The sequence below is a fragment of the Sphingomonas sp. CFBP 8760 genome (assembly GCF_014841615.1).
GTDB lineage: Bacteria > Pseudomonadota > Alphaproteobacteria > Sphingomonadales > Sphingomonadaceae > Sphingomonas.
The window spans coordinates 1-12632 of the sequence record NZ_JACYUG010000001.1 but is presented as its reverse complement, the minus strand read 5'-3'; the positions used below and the strand labels follow the sequence as shown (position 1 = coordinate 12632).

The 12632-nt window shown below is 69.0% G+C and carries 11 protein-coding genes and 1 pseudogene; 9 read left to right on the top strand and 3 right to left on the bottom strand.

Annotated elements, in window-relative coordinates; genetic code table 11:
* The first annotated feature begins 4 nt into the window (after positions 1–4).
* From IFT82_RS00060 to IFT82_RS00040, 5 genes are all read left to right on the top strand, one after another.
* Positions 5–829, top strand: a complete 825-nt coding sequence (locus tag IFT82_RS00060; RefSeq protein WP_192123168.1) for a 3-keto-disaccharide hydrolase — start codon at positions 5–7, stop codon at positions 827–829.
* Positions 826–1407, top strand: a complete 582-nt coding sequence (locus tag IFT82_RS00055; RefSeq protein WP_192123166.1) for a gluconate 2-dehydrogenase subunit 3 family protein — start codon at positions 826–828, stop codon at positions 1405–1407. Before IFT82_RS00060 ends, IFT82_RS00055 begins: the two co-directional genes overlap by 4 nt.
* Positions 1404–2237: a sugar phosphate isomerase/epimerase family protein gene (locus IFT82_RS00050; protein WP_192123164.1), complete on the top strand. Its 834-nt coding sequence runs from the start codon at positions 1404–1406 to the stop codon at positions 2235–2237. Before IFT82_RS00055 ends, IFT82_RS00050 begins: the two co-directional genes overlap by 4 nt.
* Positions 2238–2258: 21 nt before the next feature.
* The gene (locus tag IFT82_RS00045; protein ID WP_192123162.1) at positions 2259–3947 is read left to right on the top strand and encodes a GMC family oxidoreductase; all 1689 of its coding nucleotides are present in this window, start codon (positions 2259–2261) and stop codon (positions 3945–3947) included.
* A gap of 81 nt (positions 3948–4028) precedes the next feature.
* Positions 4029–5684: a M28 family metallopeptidase gene (locus IFT82_RS00040; RefSeq protein ID WP_192123160.1), complete on the top strand. Its 1656-nt coding sequence runs from the start codon at positions 4029–4031 to the stop codon at positions 5682–5684.
* Between the two features lie 61 nt (positions 5685–5745).
* Here the strand turns inward: IFT82_RS00040 and IFT82_RS00035 are convergent.
* Positions 5746–6774: pseudogene (locus tag IFT82_RS00035) on the bottom strand (glycoside hydrolase family 43 protein); the annotation flags it as partial.
* Between the two features lie 52 nt (positions 6775–6826).
* The gene (locus IFT82_RS00030) at positions 6827–7867 is read right to left on the bottom strand and encodes an arabinan endo-1,5-alpha-L-arabinosidase (RefSeq protein WP_192123157.1); all 1041 of its coding nucleotides are present in this window, start codon (positions 7865–7867) and stop codon (positions 6827–6829) included.
* Positions 7868–8161: 294 nt separating this feature from the next.
* On the opposite strand from IFT82_RS00030, the gene uraH reads away from it, so the two are divergent.
* Positions 8162–8572 (top strand): hydroxyisourate hydrolase, encoded by a 411-nt coding sequence (uraH, locus tag IFT82_RS00025; RefSeq protein WP_192123155.1) that lies wholly within the window; start codon positions 8162–8164, stop codon positions 8570–8572.
* A 15-nt stretch (positions 8573–8587) separates the two neighbouring features.
* Here uraH and cobU read toward each other — a convergent pair whose 3' ends face one another.
* Positions 8588–9145 carry a bifunctional adenosylcobinamide kinase/adenosylcobinamide-phosphate guanylyltransferase gene (gene cobU / locus IFT82_RS00020; protein WP_244646297.1) on the bottom strand — a complete coding sequence of 186 codons (558 nt, stop codon included), beginning with the start codon at positions 9143–9145 and terminating at the stop codon, positions 8588–8590.
* A 57-nt stretch (positions 9146–9202) separates the two neighbouring features.
* Between cobU and IFT82_RS00015 the strand changes: the two genes are divergently transcribed.
* Genes IFT82_RS00015 through IFT82_RS00005 form a run of 3 tightly spaced genes read left to right on the top strand, consistent with a single transcriptional unit; the run spans position 9203 to position 12589 of the window.
* Positions 9203–10225 (top strand): threonine-phosphate decarboxylase, encoded by a 1023-nt coding sequence (locus tag IFT82_RS00015; protein WP_192123150.1) that lies wholly within the window; start codon positions 9203–9205, stop codon positions 10223–10225.
* A complete protein-coding gene (gene cbiB, locus IFT82_RS00010; protein WP_192124197.1) occupies positions 10218–11156 on the top strand; it encodes an adenosylcobinamide-phosphate synthase CbiB in 939 nt (312 codons plus the stop codon). The genes IFT82_RS00015 and cbiB overlap by 8 nt, the downstream gene beginning before the upstream one ends.
* Positions 11144–12589 carry a cobyric acid synthase gene (locus tag IFT82_RS00005; protein ID WP_192123148.1) on the top strand — a complete coding sequence of 482 codons (1446 nt, stop codon included), beginning with the start codon at positions 11144–11146 and terminating at the stop codon, positions 12587–12589. The genes cbiB and IFT82_RS00005 overlap by 13 nt, the downstream gene beginning before the upstream one ends.
* The last annotated feature ends 43 nt before the right edge of the window (positions 12590–12632 follow it).

Below are 12632 nucleotides of genomic sequence, written 5' to 3'. Positions count from 1 at the left end.
AGCGATGACGATCCGTTCGCTGGCCGGTCCGGCGCTGGTGCTGGCAACGACCATGCCCGCCACGGCGCAGGAGAAGCCGGGTTTCCGGGATACGCCGATGCTGCCCGGCGGGCAGTGGCGCGTCCATGACGCCGACCGGCCCGCCCCGGTGGTCGTGGCCCCGGCGGCGGTGCCGGGCGGTGCGCCTGCCGATGCGGTGGTGCTGTTCGATGGCCGCTCGACCGATGCGTGGCGCGCCGAACGCACGATGTGGCCGGTCGAGAACGGTGCGCTGACGATCCCGTCGCGCGCGCGGAGCGGTGGCGAGAACAATCTCGTGTCGCGGCAGGATTTCGGCGACGTCCAGCTTCATCTCGAATTCCGGTCGCCCAGTCCGCCGACCAAGGCGTCGCAGGATCGCGGCAACAGCGGCATCTGGTTCATGCAGCGTTACGAGGTGCAGATCCTCGACGGCTATCGCAACCCCACCTATGCCGACGGCACGGTCGGCGCGGTCTATGGCTGGAAACCGCCGCTGGTGAACGCCGCGCGGCGGCCCGGCGAATGGCAGACCTACGACATCGTGTTCGAGCGGCCCCGCTTCGCCGCGAACGGCACGCTGCTGCGCCCCGCCTATGTCACCGCGATGCTGAACGGCGTGCTGGTGCAGAACCATCAGGCTATGCTGGGTACCACCATCTGGCGACAGGTCGCCGGCTACAAGGCGCATGGCGACGCCGCGCCGATCCAGTTGCAGGATCACGATTCCCCCGTCGCGTTCCGCAACATCTGGGTCCGGCCGCTGACCGCGGCGGCGATCGCGCAGGATTTGACGGAGCAGGGCCGATGATCGATCGCAGAACCGCCCTCGCCGGGGTCGTCGCCATGTTCGGCACGACCCTGTTCGCCCCGATCGCCCGCGCGGCCGGGGTCGTGCAGGCCGCCGGGGTACCGGCCGCCATCCCGGCCATCAGTGAAGGCCCACCCAGCATCGCCGTGTTCACGCCGGGGCAGCGGGCGCTGATGACCGCCCTCAGCGAACGCGTATTGCCGACCACCGATACCCCCGGTGCGATCGCGGCGGGGGTGCCGGCCTATATCGAGAAACTGCTCGCCGACTGGGCGATGCCGGCGGACCGGGTACCGATCATCGCCGGGCTGGACGCGATCGAGGCGCGCAGCCAGCGCGATCATCGCATCCCCGCTGCGCAGGCGACGCCCGTGCAGCAGGACGCGCTGCTGACGCTGGCGATGAACGACCGGATCCCGTCCGGCGGCGACTTCTTCGAGGCGTTCCGGCAGCTCGTCATCACCGGCTATTACACGTCGGAGATCGGCATGACGCAAGAGCGCGAATACCTGCCGGTGCCGGGCGAATATAACGGCGCCTTTCCCTATGCCCAGGTCAACAAGGTGTATTCCGCATGATCCTCAGCCGTAGAAACCTGCTCGTCGGCACCGGCGCGATCGCGGCGTCGACCCTGGCCCCGGCGGCATCCGCCGCGCAGCTGAAGGCGATCGGGCTGCAACTCTACACCGTGCGCGACCTGTTCGCGAAGGACCCGGCGGGCACGCTCGCGCAGATCGCGCGTATCGGTTACCGCGAGGTCGAGTTCGGTGGTGGCGGCTATGACGCCATGGACCATGCGATGCTGCGCCGGACGATGGACCGGCTGGGGTTGACCGCCCCGTCCGTCCATATCGGCTATGACGCGCTGCTCGGGCAGTTCGACCGGTCGGTGACGATGGCGAAGACGCTGGGCGCGGCCACCGTGGTGCTGCCGTACATGACCGACGAGCATCGCACCGAACAGGGCTGGGCGGCGGCGCTGCCGAACATCGACCGGTTCGCCGCCGACCTGAAAAAGGCCGGACTGGGCTTCGCCTACCATAACCACGATTTCGAGTTCACGATCCGGCCCGGCGGGGTCAGCCTCTACGACCGGTTGTTGCGGGAAACCGATTCCGCGCTGGTGAAGCTGGAACTTGACCTGTACTGGGCGGCCCATGCCGGCCAGGATTTGCCGGCGCTGATTGGCCGGCTGTCGCCACGCCTGTACGCCTATCACGTCAAGGACATGCGCCCGGATCGCAGCATGACCGCGGTGGGGCAGGGGACGATCGATTTCGGCGCGCTGTTCGCGCTGAAGGGCAGCGCGGGCGTGCGGCATTTTTATGTCGAGAACGATCAGGCGCCCGCGCCCTATCTGCCCGACGTCACGACCAGCTTCCGCACGCTTCGCGCCCTGCGCTTCTGACCGGCCACCGGAGAACAGATCATGGTTTCGACCAACAGGTTCGACGCGATCGTCATCGGATCGGGCGTCAGCGGCGGGTTCGCCGCGAAGGAACTCACGGAAAAGGGCCTGCGCGTCCTGATGCTCGATCGCGGCCGGATGGTCGAGCACGGCGAAGGCTATACCTATGACGGCAAGCCCGCCTATGAAATACCGGCCCGCAACATCATGCCCGCGCCGCTGACGGACAGCGATTATTTCATCGCGAAGCATGGCTATGTCGCGCCGAGCAACCGCGAATTCTACAATAACGACCGGCTGAACCCCTATGCCTATGACGAGGGGGAGAAGTTCTACTGGATCAGGCCGGGGGCGGTCGGCGGCAAGTCGATCATCTGGGGCCGCTGGTGCTTTCGCTGGAGCCCGGAGGATTTCGAGGCGAACAAGCGCGACGGCATCGATGGCGATTGGCCGATCCGCTATGACGACGTCGCGCCGTGGTACAGCTATGTCGAGAAATATATCGGCGTGTCCGGCTCGCGGGAGAACCTGCCCTATCTGCCCGACAGCGAGTTCCAGCCGCCGATCCCGATGAACGTCGCCGAGAAATGGCTGAAGCAGGGGCTGGAGACGAAATTCCCCGGCCGCAAGCTCATCAACACCCGGCTGTCGAACATGACGGAGGACAAGCCGGACCAGAACCGGACGAAGTGCCAGTTCCGCAACCAGTGCGGCAACGGCTGCTCGTTCGGCGCCTATTTCTCGACCCAGGCGGTCACCTTGCCCGCCGCGCGCGTGACCGGGCGGCTGACGCTGCAATCCGATGCGGTCGTCACAAGCCTGGATTACGACGCGGCGCGCCAGCGCGTCACCGGGGTGCGCTTGATCGATGCGAAGACGGGGCAGGCGGAAACGGTGCAGGCCGATCTGGTCTTCCTGTGCGCCTCCGCGATCGCGTCCACGCAGATCCTCCTCAACTCGCGCGCGCCGGGCAGCGACCGCAGCTATTTCGACGCGAGCGGGACGCTGGGTCGATACGTGATGGATCACATCTTCCGCGTCGGGATCGAAGGCGAGATTCCCGGCATGGACGAATTCATCGAATATGGCCGCCGTCCGGGTGGCGTCTACATCCCGCGTTTCCGCAACATCGGCGGCGACGAGGGCGTCGGGTTCAAGCGCGGCTATGGCTATCAGGGCAGCGCGCGGCGCGACGTGGCGGCGCCGGTCGGCTTCGGCGCATCGATGAAGCAGGGCTTGCGTCGTTATGGCCCGTGGCGGTTCAGCATGGGCGCGTTCGGCGAATGCCTGCCCTATGCCGACAACCGCGTGTCGCTGCACCCCGGCAAGGTCGACCGGTTCGGCGTGCCGCTGGTCCGCTTCGACGTGCGCTTCCGCGACAACGAGCTGCGGATGATGGCGGATGCCCGCATCCAGGGCGAGGCGATGCTGAAGGCCGCGGGACTGACCAACGTGACCAGCAGTGAGAAGGAACACGTTCCCGGCGACGCGATCCACGAAATGGGCGGCGCGCGGATGGGGCGCGATCCGCGCCGGTCCGTCCTCAACGAATGGAGCCAGGCCCATGCCGCCTCGAACCTCTACGTCACGGATGGTGCGCAGATGGCGTCGATCTCCTGCGTGAACCCGTCGCTGACGTTCATGGCATTGACCGCGCGGGCGGCGGATCATGCGGTTCGCACGTCGTTCAAGGGCGGGGGGCGGGCTTAGGCCGGATGCGTGGCCGGGGCCATTGCCCCGGCCCCACCGGTCATGCATTGTCGGGCGGACCCAGCCAGTTACGGAGACCGCATGTTGAAGCGCCTGATCCTGTCGAGCCTCCTGATCTCCGCCTCCGCGATCGCCGCGCCCGGCCCGACGCCGACCACGCCGACCTTCGACGTGAAACGTATCTCCCGCGATATCCAGACCCTGTCGAGCGACGCCTATGAGGGGCGCGGGCCGGCGACGGCGGGCGAGGACAAGAGCATCGCGTATATCGCGGCGCAGATGCGGGCCGCCGGCCTGAAACCGGCCGGCGACAAGGGCGGCTGGTATCAGAACGTCCCGCTGCTGAAATCCGATATCGTGGGTACGCCCGCGCTGTCGCTGCGCGCGGATGGCGGTACGCAGGCGCTGACCCAGGGCAACGAGATCGCTGTTCGTGCCGCGCTGACCGGGCAGCAGGCCGTCGCCATCGCGAATGCGCCGCTGGTCTTCGTCGGTTACGGCGTGCGCGCGCCCGAGCGGCAGTGGGACGATTTCAAGGGCGTCGATCTGCGCGGCAAGATCATGGTCGTGCTGGTCAACGATCCCGATTTCGAAGGCGGCGAGGGGCGGTTCGGCGGCAAGCTGATGACCTATTACGGCCGCTGGACCTACAAGTACGAGGAGGCGGCCCGTCAGGGGGCGGCCGGCATCCTGATCGTCCACGAGACGGCGCCCGCCTCCTATGGCTGGGCGACGGTCAAGAACTCCAACACCAACACGATGTTCGATATCGTCCGGGCCGATCCCAAGGCGTCGCATACCCCGATGGAAGGCTGGATCCAGCGCGATCTGGCACAGCGGCTGTTCAAGGCGTCGGGGCTCGATTTCGAGGCGGCGAAGGCGGCGGCGCGGCGCGCGGATTTCCGGCCGATGCCGCTGAAGGCGACGCTCGACGCGCGCTATCAGGTGAAGTCGGAGGTCATCACCTCGCGCAATGTCGCGGGCGTCCTGCCGGGCACCGGCCATCCGGCGGAGACGGTGATCTATTCCGCGCATTGGGATCATCTGGGCGTGGGCCAGCCCGATGCGACCGGCGATCGCATCTATAACGGCGCGCTCGACAACGCGTCGGGCGTCGCGGCGCTGCTGGAACTGGCGCGCGCCTATGCCACCGGGCCGAAGCCGGATCGCTCGATCCTGTTCCTGGCGGTGACCGCAGAGGAGAAGGGGCTGCTGGGGTCGGAATACTACGCCGCCAATCCGCTCCGTCCACTCGCCACCACGGCGGGGGTCATCAACATGGACGGCCCCTTCGCCGCCGCGCGCACCACCGATTTCAGCATCTCCGGCGCGGCGCGGCTCGACCTGCTGACCATGCTGACCGAGGCCGCCGGGGCGCAGGGACGGCGGTTCACCCCCGATGCCCGGCCGGAGGCGGGCAGTTTCTACCGGTCCGACCATTTCCCGTTCGCCAAGCGCGGCGTGCCTGCCGTATCCTACGATGCCGGACAGGATCTGGCGGTCGGCGGCACGGCGCGCGGCAAGGAACTGGCCGATGCCTATGTCCGCGACAAATACCACCAGCCTGCCGATCAATATGATCCGAACTGGGATACCGGCAGCGTGCAGAGCGACATGTCGATCCTGTACGCGGTCGGCCGTCGACTGGCGGACCAGCCATTGTGGCCCAACTGGTCGTCCGACAGCGAATTCCGCGCGCTGCGCGATACCACCGCGTCGCAGCGACCGGCGCGGTAGGCGAAGCGGTAGGCGGAGCGGGTAACCCCCCTCCGCCCGGCCCGCGACCGGCCGGTCAGGCGAGCGGGCCGTTCGCCACCGGTGGATCGAAGACGGGGGTACCGTCGGCGCGGTAGACGATCGGTTGCACGCGGGTGTGGCGGTTTGGATCGAGCAACGGATCGCCCTTGATCGTCGCATAATCGCGCGCGTGGAAGACCAGCATGTCGCGACCGCGTTCGTCGACGGTGAAGCTGTTGTGGCCGGGGCCGTAAACCTTGTGCGCGGGCGAGGTGGTCATCACCGGGGTCTGGCTCTTGGTCCAGGCGGCCGGGTCCATGATGTTCGCGTCGTCGCGCGCGGTCAGCATCCCCAGGCAATAGCGGGCATCGGTCGCGCTGGCAGAATAGGTCATGAACAGGCGTCCGTTGCGCGCCAGCACCGCCGGCGCCTCGTTCACCTTGTAGCCGCGGATTTCCCAGTCGAGCGTCGGCACCGACAGGCGGGCCGGCTTCGCCGCCAGCGTCAGCGGCGTGGCCAGCGGCGCGAGATAGAGGTTGGAGTTGGTCTCGATCCCCGGTTCGCGCTGCGCCCACGCCAGATAGCGGGTGCCGCGATGGACGAAGCTGGTGGAATCCAGGTTGAAGCTGTCCCACGGCGTTTCCAGCTGGCCGAGGACGGTCCATGTGCCCGTCATCGGATCGGCCCCCTCGCAGACCACGGCATAGGTGCGGATGCGGAACACATCGGCGCCACCGCCGCTGGGGCCGGCGGCGAAGTACATGATCCAGCGGCCGTCGATCAGGTGCAGCTCGGGCGCCCAGATATAGCCGGACATCGGTCCGCTCGCCTGATGCCGCCACAGCACGGCTTCCGTGGCGGTGGACAGTCCGGCGATGGTGCGCGACCGGCGCAGCACCAGCCGGTCATATTCCGGCACCGATCCGGTCAGATAATACCAGCCGTCGGTATGGCGGAACACCTGCGCATCGGCGCGCTGGCGGACCAGCGGGTTGACGATCGGCGCGGACGGGACGGCCCGCGCCAGGGCGGGCGCGGCGGCGGTCAGCGTGGCGCCGGCCAGGAACAGGCGGCGGGACGGGTGGATCATCGGGAGGCTCCTGCGCGTCGATCGGTCAATACCGGGAATGGGGAAGGGATGGTCATCGGGCGGCGGGCCAGCCGTCCGCGTCCCAGCGCAGCCGGACCAGCCGCAACGTCGGCGTGCCTTTGTTCTCGCGATCATAGGCGTGGTAGACGAGATAGTCGGTGCCGTCGGCATCGCGGAAATGACCGGCATGGCCGGGGCCGCGGAAGCGATCCTTCTCGGGCAGGTCGGCGCGCAGCAGCACGGTGCCGCCACCCGCCATCATCGTGCTGCCGTCCCTGCCCAGATACGGGCCGGTGACCGCGCGGGACCGACCGACCACGGTGTAATAAGTGCTGGCATTGCCCTTGCAGCAATAGTCGTAGGACGCGATCAGCCAGTACCAGCCGCCATGATCGACGATGAAGGGCGCCTCCACCGGTGCCGGTGCGCCGGCCGGTGCCGGGCGGCGGGCGATCGATACCGGGCGGGTGCCGGCGTTCAGCAGCTTGCCGGTGGCGGGATCGAGCGCGAACAGCTTCAACCCGCTCCAGAAACTGCCGAGCGCCAGCCAGTGCCGGCCGTCGCGACCGGCGATGAAGTTCGGATCGATCGCGTTATAGTCGTCGGACCGGGTCGACATGACCACCGGTCCCTCGTCACGCCAGCCGTAACCGGGCTTGTCAGGGTCGAGCGTCGGGCTGGTCAGCAATCCGATCGCGGAGCGGTTGGAGCCGAAGGTGGAGATCGAATAATAGAGGCGATAGCGGCCGCCGACACGGGAGATATCGGGTGCCCAGGCATTGCCGGCGCCGGGGATGGCACGGGTCGCCCAGTCGGGCAGCGCGGCGAGCGGGGTCGCCGCCTTTTCCCAATGGACCAGATCGCGCGATACGCGGTGCGCGATGATCCGGTCGGGGCCATCGCCCAGACCGGTGGAATAGACGTGATAGGTATCGCCTTCGCGGATGATGACCGGATCGTGGGTGGGCGCGATGTCGCCCGCCAACCGGTCGTTCAGCGTCGTGGCCGCCTTGTCTGGCGCCTTGTCGGGCATCGGCATCTGTGCGGATGCGGTGGTGGCCGCCAGTGCTGCGGCGAACGCGATCGATCGCATGTCCGGCATCACCGATACACCGCTGTACCAATCAGGGCCGTCCCGTCGGCATCCTGTACCCACACCGGTCGCGCGATCATATTCCTCCCCCGGATGCCGGCTGTGCCGGTGCTTATTTGTCGGACATTAGGGGCGTCGGCGCGGTCAGGCAATATCCGGCGTAATCCGCGCCTTGGCGATCGGCTGGTCGACAGGCATCCGGTCACGACGACGACAGGGGACTGCGCGCGGAACGATGACGCGGCCCGCGCCGTATAGATCGCCTTATCACTCAGGTCGCAAAGGCTCGACAGGATGCCCATCAAGATACTCGCCGCATCGCTCGCGCTTGGCCTCGCCGTCGCTGCGGTCGCCACCCCCGCGACGGCGGCCGAGGTTTCCACCCACATCCTCGACCTGTCCCGTGGGACGGGGCGCGGCGGCGTGCCGGTGACATTGGCCAGACAAGCGCCGGACGGCGGCTGGACGATCGTCGGTCGGGGCACCACCGATGCCGAGGGACGGGTGCGTCAGCTGGGCGAGCCACGGGCGATCGCCGCAGGGATATACCGGCTGCAATTCGATATGGCCGGTCGATCGGCTACCGCCGCTGCACCGTTCTTTCCCGAGATCATCCTCACGTTCCGCGTCACCGATGCCGCCGCGCATTATCATGTGCCCGTCGTGGTTAGCCCCTATGGCTATTCCACCTATCGCGGCAGTTGATCCCGGCGTGTCCGGTCACGGGCGTTTCAGCGCAAGGGGCAGGCCGGCGACGATCAGGTCGACCGCCTGCGCACGGGCGGCGACCGACTGGTTGATCCGCCCGGCCACGTCGCGAAAACGCCGCGCCAGTGCGTTGTCCGGGACGATGCCCCAGCCGACCTCGTTCGTGACCAGCACGATCCTGCCTTGCGCTCCGGCCAGTGCGTCATCGAGCCGTGCGACATGCCGATCGATATCCTCGTCACCCAGCAGCAGGTTCGATGCCCACAGGGTCAGGCAATCGACCAGCAGCATCGCGCCCGGCGCATCGCAGCGGATGATCGCCGCGGCCAGATCGACCGGTGCCTCCACGGTGTGCCAGCGTGCGTCGCGATCGGCGCGGTGGCGTGCGATCCGGTCGGTCATCTCCGCGTCGAACGCCTGTGCGGTGGCGATGAAGGTCAGCGGGCCGGATGCCCGTTCGGCCAGTCGCTGGGCATGACGGCTCTTGCCCGACCGCGCGCCGCCGATGACCAGCACGATCCGGCCCGGCGCCTGGCCCGGCACATCGTCGTCGGTCGTCGCTTCCATCATGTCGCATCCCCGGATCGCCGCTTGTACCGCGCGGTCGCTTTGCGGATAGACGCCGCGATGCCGAAAGACCAACCAGCCGCCGGCCCGAACGGCACATTCACCTTTCACGGCGGCCGGCAGGATGCGGCACGGCGCCGGTTCGCGGCGGCGCCGCAGCCATGGCTCGACCTGTCGACCGGGATCAATCCGGTCGCCTGGCCGATCGAGCCGATCGATGTGCCCGATAACGGGCCGCTGCCGCTGCGCGAGGCGCTGGACGGATTGTGCCAGGCCGCCGCTCGCCATTTTGGTGTTGGCCGACACGCGATCGCGGCCTTGCCGGGCAGCGAGATCGGGCTGCGGCTGCTTCGCCATCTCGACCTGCCACGGCCGTGGCGGATCGTCGTGCCGACCTATCGCACCCATGCCGACGCGCTGCCGGGGGCCGAGCCGATCGGGGTCGCGCGACTGGCGGCGGAGGCGGAACGCGGCGGCACGATCCTGCTCGCCAATCCCAACAATCCCGATGGCCGGGTATTGCCCCCGGCGATGCTGGTCGGGATCGCCCATCGGCTGGCGGCGCGGGGCGGGATGCTGGTGATCGACGAGGCGTTCGCCGATGTCGCGCCGGATATCGGCGTGCTGCCGTTGCTGACGGCGGACGACCTGGTGATCGTGATGCGGTCGTTCGGCAAGTTCTTCGGGCTGGCGGGGGTGCGGCTGGGGTTTTTGTGCGGGGCCGCGGCACCAGTCGCGGCGATGGCGGCGATGCTGGGCGACTGGCCGGTATCGGCGCAGGCGATCGCCTGCGGTACCGCCGCCTATGGCGATCCGGACTGGATCGACACCACCCGTCGGCGGCTGGCCGCCGATGCCGCCACGATCGACCGGTTGCTGCACGATGCCGGCCTGTCGGTGTCGGGCGACTGTCCGCTGTTCCGGCTGGTGGAGTGCGATGATGCGGCCGCGCTGTTCGAACGACTGGGGCGGGCGGGGATATTGAGCCGGCCGTTCGACGACCGGCCGGATTGGCTGCGGCTCGGCCTGCCCGGCGACGCGGCCGGGTTCGACCGGCTGGCACGGGCGTTGCGCCATCGCTGATCCCGTCGCCCTCGTCGCGCTTGCGGTCGATGCGGCGGTCGGATGGTCGGACCGGCTCTATGCGCGGATCGGCCATCCGGTCGGCGGCTTCGCGCGGCTGATCGGGTGGTGCGAGACGTGGGGGAACCGCCCGGCTGCGCGTTTCGCGACGCGGCGGATCATGGGGGTGGCGACGATCGCGCTGGTCGTGGCGGCGGGGGCGGGGGGCGCGTGGGTGGTGGCGACGGCGGCGCGTGCCGCGCTCGGCCCGGCCGGATGGCTGGGGGTGGCGTTGCTCGCCTGGCCGGGGATCGCGCAACGCAGCCTCGACGATCATGTCCGCGCGGTCGCGGTCGCACTGGAACGCGGCGATCTTGCCGATGCGCGCACGGCGGTGGCGCGGATCGTCGGTCGCGATGTCGCGGCGCTGGACGAAGCCGGGGTGGCGCGCGCCGCGATCGAAAGCCTGGCGGAGAGTTTCTGCGACGGCATCGCCGCGCCGACCTTCTGGCTTCTCGCCCTCGGGCTGCCGGGACTATGGGGGTACAAGGCGATCAATACCGCCGACAGCCTGATCGGGCACCGCGAGCCCCGGTGGCGCGCGTTCGGCTGGGCGTCCGCCCGGCTCGACGACGCGGCGAACCTGATCCCGGCGCGGCTGGGCGGCGCCCTGATCTGTCTGGCGGGCGGGGGCGGCTGGCGGATCATGCGGCGCGACGCCCGCCGCCACGCATCCCCCAATGCCGGCTGGACCGAGGCGGCGATGGCGGGGGCGCTCGGCATCCGGCTGGCCGGGCCGGTCGCCTATGACGGGGTGATCGCGGACAAACCGTGGATCGGCGACGGTCGCATCGGGCTGACCGCGCGCGACGTGCGCCGGGCGCTGACCGTCTATCGCCGCGCCTGTGGGCTGTTGTGGATCGTGGCGGGGGTGATCGCATGGGCGCGATAATGTTGCAGGGCACCGGGTCCGATGTCGGCAAGTCGGTGCTGGTCGCCGGACTGTGCCGGGCGCTGGCCAATCGCGGGCTGGTTGTCCGGCCGTTCAAGCCGCAGAACATGTCGAACAACGCCGCGGTGACAGCCGGGGGCGAGATCGGCCGGGCGCAGGCGACACAGGCGCTGGCGGCACGGGCGGAGGCGCATGTCGACATGAACCCCGTGCTGCTGAAGCCGCAGGGCGACCGCACCTCGCAACTGGTGGTGCGGGGGCAGGTGCGCGGCATCCTGCGCGCGGCCGACTGGCGCCGTGGCCGCGAAGGGTTGATGCCGGAGGTACTGGACAGCTATCGCCGACTGGCGGCGCAGGCCGATATCGTCGTGGTCGAGGGCGCGGGCTCGGCGGCGGAGGTGAACCTGCGCGGTGGCGACATCGCCAATATGGGCTTTGCCCGCGCGGCCGGGGTGCCGGTGGTGCTGGTCGGCGATATCGACCGGGGCGGGGTGATCGCGTCGCTGGTCGGCACCCACCGGGTGATCGATCCCGCCGATGCGGCGATGATCGCCGGCTTCCTCGTCAACAAGTTCCGCGGCGATCCTGCGCTGTTCGCGGAGGGGCTGGCCACCATCGCGGGGCATACCGGCTGGCATAGCTATGGGCTGGTGCCGTGGCTGACGGCGGCGGGACGGTTGCCCAGCGAGGACGGGGTCGTGCTGCAGAAAGCGGCGGCGCGGGGCACCGGGGGCAAGGCGATCGTCGCCTGTCCGGTCACGCCGCATATCGCCAATTTCGACGATCTGGAGCCGTGGCGGCTGGAACCGGACGTCGAGCTGGTGATGGTGCCGCCGGGGCAACCGATCCCGGTCGAGGCGGATCTGATCGTGCTGCCCGGATCGAAGGCGACGATCGCCGACCTGCGCTTCGTGTGCGAACAGGGGTGGGACATCGATATCCTCGGCCATCGCCGTCGTGGCCGGCCGGTCATGGGGCTGTGCGGCGGCTATCAGATGCTGGGGCGGACGATCGCCGATCCGGCGGGGATCGAGGGGCCGGCGGAGACGGTGCCGGGCCTTTCGCTGCTGGACGTGTCGACGGTGCTGGACGGCGCCAAGACGCTGACCCGCGTCGCCGGGGTCGCGCGGGGCGAACGCTTCACCGGCTATGAGATCCATCTCGGCCGGACGACGGGCGGCGATGCCGCGCGGCCGGTCGCGACGTTCGACGATGGCCGGCACGACGGGGCGACGAGCGCGGACGGACTGGTTGCGGGCAGTTACGTCCATGGCCTGTTCGGCATGGCGGCGCAGCGCCGGGCATGGCTGACGGCGGCGGGGCAGGGGCCGGATCACGCCGCCGATGTCGATGCCGCACTCGATGCGATCGCGGCCGAACTGGAGGCGCATGTCGATATCGACGGGCTGCTGGCGCTGTCAGAATCTGTTTGAAAACGCGCCGGGGCGCGTTTTGCGGTGCCGGCCCGCTCCCCCT